Source organism: Luteimonas cucumeris, from assembly GCF_007830035.1.
In the GTDB taxonomy this organism is placed as follows: Bacteria; Pseudomonadota; Gammaproteobacteria; order Xanthomonadales; family Xanthomonadaceae; genus Luteimonas_C; species Luteimonas_C cucumeris.
Genome location: NZ_VLKN01000004.1, coordinates 306701 through 320589, shown reverse-complemented (window position 1 = coordinate 320589; position 13889 = coordinate 306701). Strand labels below are relative to the sequence as shown.

Below are 13889 nucleotides of genomic sequence, written 5' to 3'. Positions count from 1 at the left end.
GTGCTCCGCTCCGCGAATCACCCATCACGAATCACCAATCACGCCGCGTCGCCGGCCTGATCCAGCAACCACTGCGACAACAACCCTACCGGGCGGCCGGTTGCCATGCCGCGCTTGCCGTCGTCGTTGGCGACGCCGGCGATGTCCAGGTGCGCCCAGCGCTGGCCTTCCGTGAAACGCGACAGGAAGCAGCCGGCAGTGATCGCACCGGCCCAGCGGCCGCCGATGTTGTAGACGTCGGCGAAAGTCGAGTCGAGCAGGCTCTGGTACTCGTCCCACAGCGGCAGGCGCCAGGCGCGGTCGAACACGTTCTCGCCGGCGGCGAGCAGTTCGTTGGACAGGTCATCGTGCTTGCTCATCAGGCCGGTCGCGTACTTGCCCAGCGCGACTACGCAGGCGCCGGTCAGCGTGGCGACGTCGAGCAGCGCCTGCGGTTCGAAGCGCTGCGCGTAGGTCAGCGCGTCGCACAGGATCAGGCGGCCTTCGGCATCGGTGTTGCCGACCTCGATGGTCTTGCCGGACATGCTGGTGAGCACGTCGGACGGACGGTAGGCGTCGGCGTCGGGCATGTTCTCCACGGCCGGCACGATCACCACCAGGTTGATCGGCAGGCGCATGCCGACCGCGGACACGAACGTGCCCATGACGGTGGCGCCACCGCACATGTCGTACTTCATCTCCTCGATGCCGCCCTGGGTCTTGAGGTTGATGCCGCCGGTGTCGAAGGTGATGCCCTTGCCGACCAGCACGTAGGGCTTGGCATCGCCACCGTTGTTCCACTTCAGCACGATGAGCTTGGGCGGGTTGGCCGAGCCGCGGCTGACCGCGAGCAGCGAACCCATGCCCAGCTGCTGCATCTGTTCGCGATCGAGCACTTCGCATTCGGCCTGCTCGAAGCGGTCGGCGAAGGCCTGCGCCTGCTGCGCCAGGTAGCCCGGGTTGCAGATGTTCGGCGGCAGGTTGCCCAGTTCGCGCGCGAAGGCGACGCCGGCGGCGATGGCCTTGCCCTGCGCCAGCGCCAGCGCGTCTTCGCCCCAGATCGCCAGTGACTTCAGCCCGCTGTCGTCCTGCTTGGCCTTGTTGGCGTCGCCCAGCGTCGCGGTGTAGCGATAGGTCGCGTGGTGGGCGGCGATCGCGGCCTGGCGGATGTTCCAGGCGTGGTCGCGATCCTTGACCGCCACTTCGGAAATCGTGAACAAGGCCGTCGCCGTGGCGCCGCCCTTGAGCGCGCGCGCGGCATCGCCGACCGCCTTGAGGTATTGCGGCACGCCGAACTTGGCGGCCTCGCCCAAGCCGACCACCAGCACCCGCGGCGCGGTCACGCCGGGCAGGTCGTGCAGCAGCGCGGTCCGCCCGGTCTTGCCGCTGATGTCGCCACGCTCGATCAGCGCGGTCAGGCGGCCGCCGCTAGCGACATTGAGCGCCTGCGCGGCGGGAGTGAGCGTATTGTCGGCGAATGCGCCTACCACCACGCAGTCGGTCCGGACGGTCGCCGGGGCATCGTGGTTCAGTTCCAATTCGAGGGTCATCAAACAGATTCCATCAGTGATTCCGTACAATCGATCGGCGTTCCGGCGGCGTGCGCAGCGGATCGGCCGGCGAGCGAACGCTCGAGTTTATCAGGGCCGACCTCCCTGATAGGGCGCGACAGGCCTGTTGCAGGGGCCGGATCGGACGCGCAAGCGTTTGATTCGACGGAAAAGCCGTCGACCGAAACGGGCCGGATGCCCTTTCCCCATCATCGCCAACCAAGCGCCCGATGCCAAAGCTGGACCGATACCTGTTCCGCGAGTTTGCCCAGTCCGTGTTCGCGGCGCTGGTGATCCTGATGATGGTCAGCCTCGGCGGCGCCTTCGCCGACGTGTTGGGCAACATCGCCAGCGGCCGCCTGCCGGCGGCGATGATGCTGTCGCAGCTGGCGCTGCTGGTGGTCCGGTGGCTGCCGCTGATTCTGCCGCTGGCCCTGATGCTGGGCCTGCTGCTGGCGCTGGGGCGGATGTACCGCGACGCGGAGATGCCGGTGCTGGCCGCGGTCGGGGTCGGCCCGAAGCGCCTGCTGCGGCCGTTGCTGCTGGCCGGCGGGCCGGTGATCGCGGTGATCGCGCTGTGCTCGCTGTGGCTGGGGCCGATGTCCGATCGCGTCTCGCACGCGATGATCGAGGAGGCCAACCGCAGCCTGCTGCTGGTGGGGCTGGAGCCGGGCCGCTTCACCGAGTTGCCGGGCGGAGGCGGGGTCGTCTACCTGGGCAGCATGGCCGCCGATGGCAGCCGCTTCAGCCGCATCTTCGTCTATCGCCAGAACGGCGAGCGCATGGACGTGACCACCGCCGCCCACGGTGGGCTGTCGCTGATGGGCGAACGCGACCGCTACCTGCGCCTGGAGGACGGATTCCAGGTCGAAGGCCCGCTGCGCGATGGCCTCGATTTCCGCATGATGCGCTACGCCAGCAACGAGCTGCGCATGCCCGACCGCGATGACGTGCGCGACGACGAGGACCCGGAACTGATGCCGACCCTGGCATTGTTCGGTGATCCGCGCCCACAGGCCAATGCGCAGCTGCACTGGCGCATCGCGCCGCCGCTGATGGCGTTCGCGCTGATGCTGCTCGCCGTGCCGCTGGCGCGTAGCCCGCCCCGGCAGGCGCGCTATGGCCGCATCGCGATCGGCTTCCTCGGCTACATGGTCAGCGTCAACCTGATGATGCTCGGCCGGCAGTGGCTGGCGGACGACAAGATCCCGGCCTTCGCCGGGCTGTGGTGGCTGCTGCTGCCGGCGCTGGCGCTGGGGGCCTGGCTGTACGTGCGCGACGGCCGCTTCTGGCGGCGGAGGCGCGCGGCATGAGGCCGTTCCCGAAACTGCACGACCTCTACATCGGACGCATGGTGCTGGGCACGGTGCTGCTGACCTGGATGGTGCTGCTGGGCCTGGATTTCATCATCGGCGGCCTGGTGCCGCAGTTCGGCGACCTCGGCAAGGGCAACTACGATTTCTTCACCGCGCTGACCTCGGTGATCTACACCGTGCCGCGACGCGCCTACACCATGTTCCCGACCGCGGCGGTGATCGGTTCGCTGATGGGGCTGGGCCAGCTCGCCGCCTCGTCGGAACTGACCGCGCTGCGCGCGCTGGGCCTGTCGCGCCGGCGCCTCAGTCTGGCGGTGGCGCTGTCGCTGTCGCTGCTGACCGCGCTGATGGTGGTCAACGGCGAGACGCTGGCGCCGTGGGCGCAGAGCCGCGCCGACGCGGTCAAGGCCGCGGCCAAGTCGCCGGACCTGATCGTGGCCCAGTACAGCGGCCTGTGGGCGCGCGAAGGCGACATCTTCCTCAACGCGCAGACAGGCCAGGAGATGAGCAAGGGTGACGACAGCTGGCTGGAACTGCGCGACGTGCGCCTGTTCGAATTCTCCACGGAAGGCCGGCTGCAGTCGCTGGCGCATGCCGCCGTTGCCGAACACCGCCCTGGCGGCTGGCTGCTGCGCAACGTCAACCGCACGCGGTTCGAAGCCAGTTCGGTGGTGCGCACCAAGGTGGCCGAAGAGAAGTGGGAATCGCAGCTGGACAGCGCGGCCCTGGCGACCAGCGTGGCGCGCCCGCGCTATCTGAGCGCGTCCGAACTCAAGGCGGGCATCAACTACCGCAAGCGCAACGAGCTGGACGCGAGCGAGTTCGAGCAGCACTACTGGGGGCGCTGGTTTTATCCGTTGAACGTGCTGGCGCTGTGCCTGGCGGCGATGCCGTTCGCGTTCGGTTCGCTGCGCAGCGGCGGGCTCGGCAAGCGCCTGTTCCTGGGCATCGTGTTCGCGCTGGGTTTCTGGATGCTGCAGGAGCAGTCGGTGCGGCTGGCCGGTGCGTTCAAGTTCGATTTCCGGATCGCCTACCTGCTGCCGCCGGTACTGATGCTGGCGATCTCGATCTTCCTGTTCCGTCGCCGTTCCGGCTGAGTATTTGCAGGCGCGACTGCGTCGTGCCGCACCGCCAGCATCGTCGGCCTCGTTGGAGCCACAACGCGCCGCCGCGCGCTGCGTTACTTCGACGGCCGGGTCTTGGCTTCGCGAACCATGCGCGTTCCACTGATGCGGTCGTGCCACGTCAGCCGCCCGCGATCCACCCACGCCCACCAGAAGCCCAGTCCGCCCAACAGCACCGACAGCGTGCCGATCGCATAACGCAGGCACAGCGCCCGCAAGCCGGCACGCCCGCCATCGCCGGCGGTCACGCGCAGTCGCCACGGCCGCATCCCCAGCGTCTGGCCGCCCCTGCGCCAGCTCCACACCGCATAGGCTCCGGTCAGCAGCCAGCACACCAGCCACAACAGCAGCTGCAAGGCACTGAAAGGAGCGATGTTCTGGCGCGGGTCGTGGCCGGCGATGGTGTAGGCCAGGGTGAATGCGGTGCCGGCCAGCATCCATAGGGCCACGGCCGGCCACAGGTCGTACAGCAGTGCGAGCAGGCGCCAGCCGATCAGGGCCCGCGGCTGCGATCCGGTAATGCGCGCTTGTTCGGCGCCGTCTACGCTGGATATCTTCATGCGCGCCAGCATAGCCGCGCGCGGTGGCCGTCGCTAAGCTGGCGTCATGGTTTCCAGCACGCCTGCCGAGCGCCGCAAGTCGAGCAACGCATTGCCGCCGGTGCCCGATGCCGATGCTGCGGCGATCGAGTCCTTCATCGATGCGACCTGGGCCGAGAGCGGTCTGGCACGCAGTTCGCTGGACAGCTATCGGCGCGACCTGGAAGGCTTCGCGCGCTGGCGCGAGGGCTGTGGCGGTGGCTTGGCCGGCGCCGATCGCGGCGTGTTGTTCGACTACCTGGCCTGGCGTTCGCGCGATGGCTATTCGTCGCGCAGCAACGCGCGCCTGTTGTCGTCGTTGCGCGCGTTCTTCGCCTGGCGCCTGCGACGCGGCGACCGCAGCGACGATCCGACCACGCTGCTCGAGCCGCCCAAGCTGCCGCGTTCGCTGCCCAAGGCGCTGGCCGAAAGTCAGATCGACGCGTTGCTGGCCGCACCCGACGTGGAATCGATGCCGGGCCTGCGCGACCGCGCGATGCTCGAACTGATGTACGCCTGCGGCCTGCGCGTCAGCGAACTGGTCGGGCTGCCGGCGACGGCGCTCAACCTGCGCCAGGGCGTGCTGCGGGTGATGGGCAAGGGCAGCAAGGAGCGCCTGGTGCCGCTGGGCGAGGAGGCGCAGCACTGGCTGGAGCGCTACCTGTCGCAGTCGCGGCCCGCGCTTGCAGGCAAGCGCAGCGTGGCGGCTTTGTTCATCGATGGCGGCGGCGCGCCGCTTTCGCGGCAGCAGTTCTGGCAGATGGTCAAACGTTATGCCGCGGTCGCCGGCATCGATCCGGCCCGGGTCAGTCCGCACGGATTACGCCACAGTTTCGCCACGCACCTACTCAACCGTGGCGCCGATCTGCGCGCGCTGCAGATGCTGCTGGGGCACAGTTCGCTGTCGACGACGCAGATCTATACGCTGGTGGCGCGGGAGCAGCTCAAGCAGCTGCATGCCAAGCATCATCCGCGGGGCTAGGTTTTTCTGCCTGCGCGCACTGAAAGCAAGGTTCGCGAATCACTGGCTTGCATCTTCCAAGCGTCTTGCCCTTGGCCGTTCACTCTTGGCCGTCATTCCCGCGAAGGCGGGAAGCGCTTTACAACAGCCGAAGGCTGGTCATCTCATCCAGCGACTTTACTACTGCTTTTGAAAGTTGCGACGCGTTTGCCGACCTTTCAGGTCGGTTTTGACCAGCCTACGGCTGTTGTAAAGCGCTTCCGCCCGCTTCCGCGTGCGGGTTACTTTCTCTTGAAGGGCCAAGAGAAAGTAACCAAAGAGAAGGCCCTTCCCCGACAAATCAATCCGGCCATTTTGGTAGTGGCTCGATATTTTCCGACTCGCCCTCCTGGCTCGGTCGGAAAACGGCGGCCATCCATGGCCGCCGCCCTTCGGGTCTATGGAGTGACTTGGATCGCTGGTAGTTCGTGCCAAGGTCAACAGCCAACAGCCAACAGCCAACAGCCAACAGCAAAAAGCCGCAGCAAAGTCGAAGCAATCGGCAGACTGCTGAAGACAACCAAACGCTGCAATCAAATTTCAAGCGAGAACAAGAAGCTCGCTAACAACGAAAGCAGATCAGGACTAGCGCCCATCGAGTACGACGTCTGCCAAGCGGGCTTCGGGCCCTTTCTTTGGTTACTTTCTTTGGGCCAACAAAGAAAGTGACCCGCACGCGGCAGCGGGCGGAAGCGCTTTACAACAGCCGCAGGCTGGTCAAAGCCGACCCGCAAGGGTCGGGAACTTGCGTCGTTGCCGCGATTGCCAGCTCCTGCTCCGCTGCTCTTTGCTGACGCGGATTTCAGGTCGTGTCGGCGGGCCGTCCGATTGGTGCTTGCACCAGCGTGGTTGTACGTTGCTCCACCGGCAGAGTGGCACCACGCCGACTTGATCCTGGCCTAGGCCGCTACTGAACGCCGTGGTTGCTCATGGCTCGGGCATTCGGCCATGTGTGCCAGAATCGCGAACCCTCCCGTCCCGCCGTGGTCCAACCCGGCCTCTCCTACGGAATGAACCGATGAAGCGTCTCACCGCGGCCCTGTTGGGTGCGCTCAGCCTTTCCGCATGTGCCCAGTCGAAAGCCCCGGCGGATGCCAAGCCGGCGGACAAGCCGGCAGCGGTGGCGGCGTCCGCGCCCAAGGTGGCGCCGGGCACGCCGGATGCGCGCGCGGTGGCCGCGATCCGCGAGCTCGACCAGAAGATCCGCATCGACCGGGTCGGCGCCGCGCCGCTGCCCGGTTTCCGCGAAGTGATCGTCGCCGGCAAGACGCTGTATGTGTCGGACGATGGCCGCTACCTGATCCAGGGCTCGCTGTACGACATGCGTGCGAAGCAGGATCTCAGCGAGGTCAGCCTGTCCAAGGTGCGCAAGGAGCTGCTGAAGCAGGCGCCGCTTGCGGACCGTATCGTGTTTGCGCCGCCGAACCCCAAGTACACCGTCAGCGTGTTCACCGACATCGAATGCGGCTTCTGCCAGAAGATGCACAGCGAGATCGCCGAGTACAACAAGCTGGGCATCGAGATCCAGTACCTGGCGTTCCCGCGCATGGGCCTGGGCACGCCCGACTACAAGAAGATGGTCGCTGTGTGGTGCGCTGCCGATCGCAAGCAGGCGCTGACCGCTGCCAAGACCGGTCGTCCGGTGCCGATGAAGGACTGCCAGAACCCGGTGTCTGCGCAATACCAGCTCGGCCAGCGCGCCGGACTGACCGGTACGCCGATGATCCTCACCGCCAACGGCGAGCAACTGCCGGGCTATCTGCCGCCGCAGGCGATGCGCGCCTATCTGGACGAGCTGGCCAAGGCCGCGACCGCCACCAAGACCGCTACCAGCGGTTGACCGACACGTTTCCCGACTTGCGGAGCCGCGCGATGAGAAACCTCCTTCCTATATGGTTGTCGCCCGTGTTGTTGTTCTGCGGCGCCGTGCAGGCACAGTCGGCGCCGGACGCCGGAATCGCCGATGCGATCCAGGCCTACGACCGTGCATGGGCCGCGCAGGATCCCGCCGCTTTCGCGCGCACGCTCGCAGCCGACTACGTCTACTTCACCTCGAAAGGCGGCGTCAGGTCGCGCCAGCAGTGGGTGGAATTCCTCGGCTCGCCGAAATTCCGGCTGGAATCGGCCGAGCGCAGCGAGATCCAGGTGCACCGGACCGCCGACACGGCGGTGGTCGGCAGCCGCTGGAAAGGGCATGGCAGCTACGACGGCAAGGCGTTCCGCGACGACCAGCGCTGCAGCCTGGTGCTGGCCCGGTCGACGGACGGTTGGAAAGTCCTGTCCGAGCATTGCGTGCAGATCGTCGAGGACTGAGCCGGCGTTTCGCGGCGGACAGATCCGGGGTCGGCCGGCTACAATAGGCCCCCGTCCCACGGTTTATCGCCGGACATGATCGTCCTCGAGGGCCAGCCGGCCCTGTCGCCGTTCCGTCGCGAGCGGCTCGAAGCCCGCCTGCAAGCCCTCGCTCCCTCCGTCCGCATTTCCGGCGCCTGGCACGTCTATTGGGTCGAACCCGAAAGCGGCGCGCAGCCGGATCCGGCTGCGCTGGACCGCATCCTGCAGGCCGGACCGCAGGCGCAGCCGCTGCCGGCCGGCGCCCAATCCCGTTTCGTCGTGCCGAGGCTGGGCACCATTTCGCCGTGGTCCAGCAAAGCCACCGAACTGCTGCACGGCGCCGGCCTGCCGGTGAAGCGCGTCGAACGCGGCACCCGCATCGACCTGCTGGGCATGCCGGACGACCCGTCCGCGCAGGCCGCATTGTCGAAACTGCTGCACGACCCGATGACCCAGTCGCTGCTGGACGATCGCGACGCCGCGGCGGCGCTGTTCGTCACGCCGCAACGCGGCTCGCTGGAACGCATCCCGCTGGCGCAGCTGGAATCGGCCAACGCGCGGCTGGGCCTGGCGCTGGCCGACGACGAGATCGAATACCTGCGCGAGCGCTATGCCGAACTCGGACGCGATCCGTCCGACGTCGAACTGATGATGTTCGCGCAGGCCAATTCCGAGCATTGTCGGCACAAGATATTCAACGCTTCCTGGAGCATCGACGGCAAGGACCAGCCGCTGTCTTTGTTCAAGATGATCAAGCACACGCACGCGCAGACGCCTGAGCACACCTTGTCGGCGTACAGCGACAACGCCGCGGTGGTGGAAGGCTATGCCGCGCGTCGTTTCCGTCCGGATGCCAGCGGCGAATACCGCGCCGAAGAGCTGCAGGACAGCGCGTTCTGCATCAAGGTCGAGACCCACAACCATCCGACCGCGATCGCACCGTTCCCTGGCGCCAGCACCGGCGCCGGCGGCGAGATCCGCGACGAAGGCGCCACCGGCCGCGGCGGCAAGCCCAAGGCCGGGCTGTGCGGCTTCAGCGTTTCGCATCTGCGCATCCCGACCCTGCCGCAGCCGTGGGAAAACGAGCGCGTACTGAATCCGCGCATGGCCCCGGCACTAGAGATCATGCTCGACGGCCCGCTCGGCGCGGCTGCGTTCAACAACGAGTTCGGGCGCCCGAACCTGACCGGCTATTTCCGCAGTTTCGAACTGCGCGAGCCCGACGCCACGGTGCGTGCCTACGACAAGCCGATCATGCTCGCCGGCGGACTCGGCACGATCGATCGGCCGATGGTTGAGAAGCGCAGGCTCTCGCCCGGCGACGCGGTGATCGTGCTTGGCGGGCCGGCAATGCTGATCGGCCTTGGCGGCGGCGCGGCGAGTTCGGTCGCGTCCGGCGACAGCGCCGAGGACCTGGATTTCGCCAGCGTGCAGCGCGACAACCCGGAGATGGAACGCCGCTGCCAGGAAGTCATCGACCGCTGCGTGGCATTGGCCGGGGGCAATCCGATCCTGTGGTTCCACGATGTCGGCGCCGGCGGCCTGTCCAACGCGATCCCGGAACTGCTGCACGACTCCGGCGTCGGCGGCGTGATCGACCTCGACAAGGTACCCAGCGACGATCCGTCGCTGTCGCCGATGCAGCTATGGTGCAACGAGTCGCAGGAACGCTACGTGCTCGGCATTCCGCAGGACCGCATCGCCGATTTCACCGCCATCTGCGAGCGCGAGCGCTGCCCGTTCGCGGTCGTAGGCACGGCGACGGCAGAGGAACGCCTCGTCGTCGGTTACGGCGCCGTTGCTCCTGCTTCCAGCGATTCCCGATTCCCGATTCCCGATTCCCGGCCCGACCACCCGATCGACCTGCCCATGGACGTCCTCTTCGGCAAGCCGCCGAAGATGCACCGCGACACGCAGCGCCCGCGCGCCACGCGCTGGCCGGAACTGGACAGCGACGTGCTCGGCCAGAACCCCGGCCAGGCCCTGCACGACGTCGGCCTGCGCGTGCTCGCGCATCCGACCGTCGCGGCCAAGAACTTCCTGGTCAGCATCGGCGACCGCAGCGTCGGCGGGCTGACCGCGCGCGACCAGATGATCGGACCCTGGCAGCTGCCGGTGGCCGACTGCGCGATCACCTTGTCCGGCTTTGAAGGCAACGCCGGCGAAGCCATGGCGATCGGCGAGCGCACGCCGCTGGCGTTGCTGGATGCGGCCGCGTCGGCGCGCATGGCGGTCGGCGAGGCGATCACCAACCTGTGCGCGGCGCCGGTGGAAAACCTGCGCCGGGTCAAGCTGTCGGCCAACTGGATGGCCGCCGCAGGCCACGCCGGCGAGGACGCGCGCCTGTTCGACGCGGTCAAGGCAGTCGGCATGGAACTGTGCCCGGCACTGGATATCAGCATTCCGGTCGGCAAGGATTCGCTGTCGATGCAGGCGTCCTTCGACGAGCTCAGGATGAGCGATGCGGAAGAGCTTCGCGTCACGCACAAATCGGTATCGCCGGTGTCGCTGGTGATCACCGCGTTCGCGCCGGTCGTCGACGCGCGTGCGCAGCTGACACCGCTGCTGTCGCGCGAGGCCGATACCGAGCTGTGGCTGATCGGCTTGGGCGCCGGCAAGCAGCGCCTCGGCGGCTCGATCCTGGCGCAGTGCTACGAACGCTTCGGCGGTGACTGCCCCGACCTCGACAGCCCGCAGCGCCTGCGCGGCTTCTTCGAGCTGATCCGCGATGCGCGCGAGGCCGGGTTGCTGCTGGCCTATCACGACCGCTCCGATGGTGGCGCGTTCGCGACGCTGTGCGAAATGGCGTTCTGCTCCCACCTCGGCCTGGACATCCTGCTCGACGGCTGGGGCGAGGGCCGCAGCGACGACGCCTGCCGCACCCTGTTCAACGAGGAACTCGGCGCGGTGGTGCAGATCGCGTCGGAAGATCGCGCCGAATTCGCGGACATGGTCGCGCGTCATGGCCTGGTGGAGTGCGCGCAACGCATCGCCCGGCCGAGCACCGCGCCGGCGATCCGCGTGTTGCGCGATGGTGACACGCTCGCCGAGTGGCGCTGGAGCGCGTTGTTCGACGCCTGGTGGTCGGTCACGCACGCGATGCAGAAGCTGCGCGACGATCCGGCCTGCGCCGATGAGGAACGCGACGCGGCGCGCGTCTTCGCGGCACCCGGCCTGCAGGCGAAACTGGCCTTCGATCCGGCCGAGGATATCGCCGCGCCGTTCATCGCCACCGGCGCGCGTCCCCGGGTCGCGATCCTGCGCGAACAGGGCGTCAACGGCCAGATCGAGATGGCTTCGGCCTTCACCCGTGCCGGCTTCGCCGCCCATGACGTGCACATGAGCGACCTGATCGCCGGGCGCGTGACTCTGGCCGATTTCCAGGGCATCGCCGCCTGTGGCGGCTTCAGCTATGGCGACGTGCTCGGCGCCGGTCGCGGCTGGGCCACCTCGGTGCTGGAGCGCAGCGAGCTGCGGGATGCCTTCGCCGCGTTCTTCGCGCGCAGCGACAGCTTCGCGCTCGGCGTCTGCAACGGCTGCCAGATGCTGGCGCAGCTGAAGGACATCATTCCCGGTGCCGAACACTGGCCGCGTTTCCTGCGCAATCGCAGCGAACAGTTCGAAGGCCGGTTGAGCCTGGTCGAAGTGGCCGAATCGCCATCGCTGTTCTTCCGCGGCATGGCCGGCTCTCGCATTCCGATCGTGGTCTCGCACGGCGAGGGACGCGCGGCGTTCGACGGTGCGATCGACCAGGCCGCCGCTGCCGTATCGATGCGCTACATCGAAGGCGATGGTCGCGTCGCCAGTGCATATCCGGCCAATCCCAACGGTTCGCCGGACGGCATCGCCGGGCTCAGCAGCAGCGACGGCCGCGCCACGATCCTGATGCCGCACCCGGAACGCACGCCTCGCAGCGTCAACCTGAGCTGGCATCCGCGCGACTGGCCGGAAGATTCGCCCTGGCTGCGCATGTTCCGCAACGCACGGGCGTGGGTCGGCTGATTTTTTCTCCTCCTTTGCGGGGAAGAATGCCCGAAGGGCAGGCGAGGGCGCGCGAGCAGAGCGATGCATGCATTGCCAGATGGCGCGAAGTCGGCCCAATCCTGGCCTTCGGCCTGTCTCTCTCCCGTAAAGGGAGAGGGCCAAAAGCAGCCACGCGCAAACTGATAAAGTCGACCAGCCTTCCGGCCATGAGATCACGGTTGCCAGCCACTTGCCTTCCAAGCAGCAGTGAAGCTTTCGCCGATGGCGGCTGACACTTCCGCCTTGCCGATCATCCTGCTGCCGGTCGGCACCGACGACGATGCGCTCGACCGCTGCCTCGGCGCGCTCGACGCCGGCACGCCGGCCGGCACCCGCATCTGGCTGGCCGACGATGCGCAGGCCGGGCCGCGCGCACTGGCGATCATCGAGCGCTGGCTGGTGCGCACTCCGCTGGCCGCCGATTACACGCGACGGCAGCGCATGGTCGGAGAGGTCGCGCACCTCGACGAAGCGCTGAAGGCCTGCGGCGACGCCGACATCGCCGTGCTTGCCGCCGACGCGGTGCCGGCGCCGGGCTGGCTGTCGCAGCTTGCGGCCTGCCTGGCGCGCGATGCCGCGATCGCCACCGCCACGCCGTGGTGCAACGCCGGCGAGTCCGCGGCGTGGCCGCGTTGCGGTGAATTCGCACCCTTGCCGCAGGATCCGGAACGGTTGGCAAGGGCGGCCGCGACGCTGCCGCCACTGCATCCGGAACTGCCGGCTGCGGTCGGCCATGCCGTGCTGTTGCGCGGCAGCGCGCGCCGTCGCGCCGGCGGGCTTGACGCCGACAGCTATGGCTCCTGGTACGCGGCGGCGGTCGACCTGTCGCTGCGCCTGTCGGGCCTGGGCTGGCGCAACGCCTTATGCGAGACCGCGTACGTCGGTCGCGGTGGCGAAGGTGGGCCCTGCGACGGCGACATGGATGCGCTGGCCGCGCGCTGGCCGGACTGGCATGCGCGCATCGCCAACTTCCTGATGGCCGACCCACTGCGTGAAACGCGCGAACGCCTTGCCCTGCATTACGCACAGGTCGAACTGCCGCAATCGCAGCATGACCTGTTCGCGCCGCAGGCGCGCGGGCGCTGAGACAACACGTTGTCGAACGACGCCGACATCGCCGCCATCGTGGTCACGTTCCAGAGCGCGGCCACCATCGACGAGTGCCTGTCGCGCCTGCGCGAGGCCGACGGCGTCGCCCAGATCCGCGTCGTCGACAACGGCTCGCGCGACGGCACGCTGGCCATCGTGCAGCGTCATGCTGCGATCGACCCACGCCTGCGTTTCGTCGGCAATCCCGACAATCCCGGCTTCGCGGTGGCCTGCAACCAAGGCGCGCGCAGCCTCGATCCGGCCGCGGGCGATGCGTCGTGGCTGGCGTTTGTCAATCCGGATTGTCTGCTGGAGGCCGATGCGCTGGCGCGCCTGCGCGAACATGCGCGGCAGATCGCCGGCGAAGCGCTGCTGGGCGCCGACCTGGTCGACGAGTCGGGCGTGCGCGACGCCGCCGCACGGCGCCGCGACCCGGATTTCGCGGCAATGCTCGGCTCGCGCCTGGCACGCACGCTGGACGTGCCGATGGACGACCTGCAGGCATTGCAGCGCGTGAACGCGATATCGGGCGCATTGATGCTGATGCCGCGTGGACTGTTCGAGCGCATCGGCGGCTTCGATGAGGGCTACCGCCTGCATGCCGAAGACCTCGACCTGTGCCGGCGCGCGCGCGAGGCTGGCGCGACGATCGCGGTTGCCAACGACATACAGGTGGTGCACGTGCGCGGCGTGTCGAGCCAGTCGCGTCCGCTATTCGTCGAATGGCACAAGCATCGCGGCCTGTGGCGTTATTTCCGCAAGTTCGAGGCGCCTCGTCGCGGCCTGTTCACGCGTGCCGCGGTGTTCCTGGCGATCTGGATGCGCTTCCCGGTGGCCGCACTGCGGAAACTGTCATCGCGGGCGTAGTTGATAACTCGCGGTGGTGCCGTGAAGCA

11 protein-coding genes are annotated in these 13889 nt (G+C 67.9%); 9 read left to right on the top strand and 2 right to left on the bottom strand.

Going from position 1 to position 13889, the window contains the following annotated elements; translation table 11 throughout:
- Positions 1-38: 38 nt before the first annotated feature.
- Complete coding sequence (locus IP90_RS10205; protein WP_144899522.1) at positions 39-1529, bottom strand: leucyl aminopeptidase; 1491 nt, start codon at positions 1527-1529, stop codon at positions 39-41.
- Positions 1530-1759: 230 nt separating this feature from the next.
- Here IP90_RS10205 and lptF point away from each other — a divergent pair, with 230 nt between their 5' ends.
- Together lptF and lptG are read left to right on the top strand one after the other, a co-directional pair.
- Positions 1760-2842 carry an LPS export ABC transporter permease LptF gene (gene lptF / locus IP90_RS10200; RefSeq protein WP_144899521.1) on the top strand — a complete coding sequence of 361 codons (1083 nt, stop codon included), beginning with the start codon at positions 1760-1762 and terminating at the stop codon, positions 2840-2842.
- Entirely contained in the window at positions 2839-3942 is a 1104-nt protein-coding gene (gene lptG / locus IP90_RS10195; RefSeq protein WP_144899520.1) for an LPS export ABC transporter permease LptG, read from the top strand. Before lptF ends, lptG begins: the two co-directional genes overlap by 4 nt.
- An 83-nt stretch (positions 3943-4025) precedes the next feature.
- Here lptG and IP90_RS10190 read toward each other — a convergent pair whose 3' ends face one another.
- The gene (locus IP90_RS10190) at positions 4026-4529 is read right to left on the bottom strand and encodes an RDD family protein (protein WP_242007548.1); all 504 of its coding nucleotides are present in this window, start codon (positions 4527-4529) and stop codon (positions 4026-4028) included.
- A 46-nt stretch (positions 4530-4575) separates the two neighbouring features.
- On the opposite strand from IP90_RS10190, the gene xerD reads away from it, so the two are divergent.
- The 7 genes from xerD to IP90_RS10155 all read left to right on the top strand — a co-directional run bounded on the left by xerD (position 4576) and on the right by IP90_RS10155 (position 13860).
- A complete protein-coding gene (xerD, locus tag IP90_RS10185) occupies positions 4576-5529 on the top strand; it encodes a site-specific tyrosine recombinase XerD (RefSeq protein WP_144899518.1) in 954 nt (317 codons plus the stop codon).
- Between the two features lie 396 nt (positions 5530-5925).
- The gene (locus tag IP90_RS10180) at positions 5926-6216 is read left to right on the top strand and encodes a hypothetical protein (RefSeq protein WP_144899517.1); all 291 of its coding nucleotides are present in this window, start codon (positions 5926-5928) and stop codon (positions 6214-6216) included.
- A gap of 349 nt (positions 6217-6565) precedes the next feature.
- Positions 6566-7387, top strand: coding sequence for a thioredoxin fold domain-containing protein (locus IP90_RS10175; protein WP_144899516.1), 822 nt, complete (start codon positions 6566-6568; stop codon positions 7385-7387).
- Positions 7388-7419: 32 nt separating this feature from the next.
- Positions 7420-7860 (top strand): nuclear transport factor 2 family protein, encoded by a 441-nt coding sequence (locus tag IP90_RS10170; RefSeq protein ID WP_144899515.1) that lies wholly within the window; start codon positions 7420-7422, stop codon positions 7858-7860.
- A gap of 75 nt (positions 7861-7935) precedes the next feature.
- The gene (gene purL / locus IP90_RS10165; protein ID WP_144899514.1) at positions 7936-11883 is read left to right on the top strand and encodes a phosphoribosylformylglycinamidine synthase; all 3948 of its coding nucleotides are present in this window, start codon (positions 7936-7938) and stop codon (positions 11881-11883) included.
- Positions 11884-12126: 243 nt separating this feature from the next.
- Entirely contained in the window at positions 12127-12990 is an 864-nt protein-coding gene (locus tag IP90_RS10160; RefSeq protein WP_144899513.1) for a glycosyltransferase family 2 protein, read from the top strand.
- Between the two features lie 9 nt (positions 12991-12999).
- A complete protein-coding gene (locus IP90_RS10155; RefSeq protein WP_144899512.1) occupies positions 13000-13860 on the top strand; it encodes a glycosyltransferase family 2 protein in 861 nt (286 codons plus the stop codon).
- Positions 13861-13889: the final 29 nt, after the last annotated feature.

Coding starts and splice junctions, on each gene's coding strand:
- IP90_RS10205 (WP_144899522.1), bottom strand. CDS start 1,529: ATGACCCTCGAATTGGAACTGAACCACGATGCCCCGGCGACCGTCCGG.
- lptF (WP_144899521.1), top strand. CDS start 1,760: ATGCCAAAGCTGGACCGATACCTGTTCCGCGAGTTTGCCCAGTCCGTG.
- lptG (WP_144899520.1), top strand. CDS start 2,839: ATGAGGCCGTTCCCGAAACTGCACGACCTCTACATCGGACGCATGGTG.
- IP90_RS10190 (WP_242007548.1), bottom strand. CDS start 4,529: ATGAAGATATCCAGCGTAGACGGCGCCGAACAAGCGCGCATTACCGGA.
- xerD (WP_144899518.1), top strand. CDS start 4,576: ATGGTTTCCAGCACGCCTGCCGAGCGCCGCAAGTCGAGCAACGCATTG.
- IP90_RS10180 (WP_144899517.1), top strand. CDS start 5,926: ATGGCCGCCGCCCTTCGGGTCTATGGAGTGACTTGGATCGCTGGTAGT.
- IP90_RS10175 (WP_144899516.1), top strand. CDS start 6,566: ATGAAGCGTCTCACCGCGGCCCTGTTGGGTGCGCTCAGCCTTTCCGCA.
- IP90_RS10170 (WP_144899515.1), top strand. CDS start 7,420: ATGAGAAACCTCCTTCCTATATGGTTGTCGCCCGTGTTGTTGTTCTGC.
- purL (WP_144899514.1), top strand. CDS start 7,936: ATGATCGTCCTCGAGGGCCAGCCGGCCCTGTCGCCGTTCCGTCGCGAG.
- IP90_RS10160 (WP_144899513.1), top strand. CDS start 12,127: ATGGCGGCTGACACTTCCGCCTTGCCGATCATCCTGCTGCCGGTCGGC.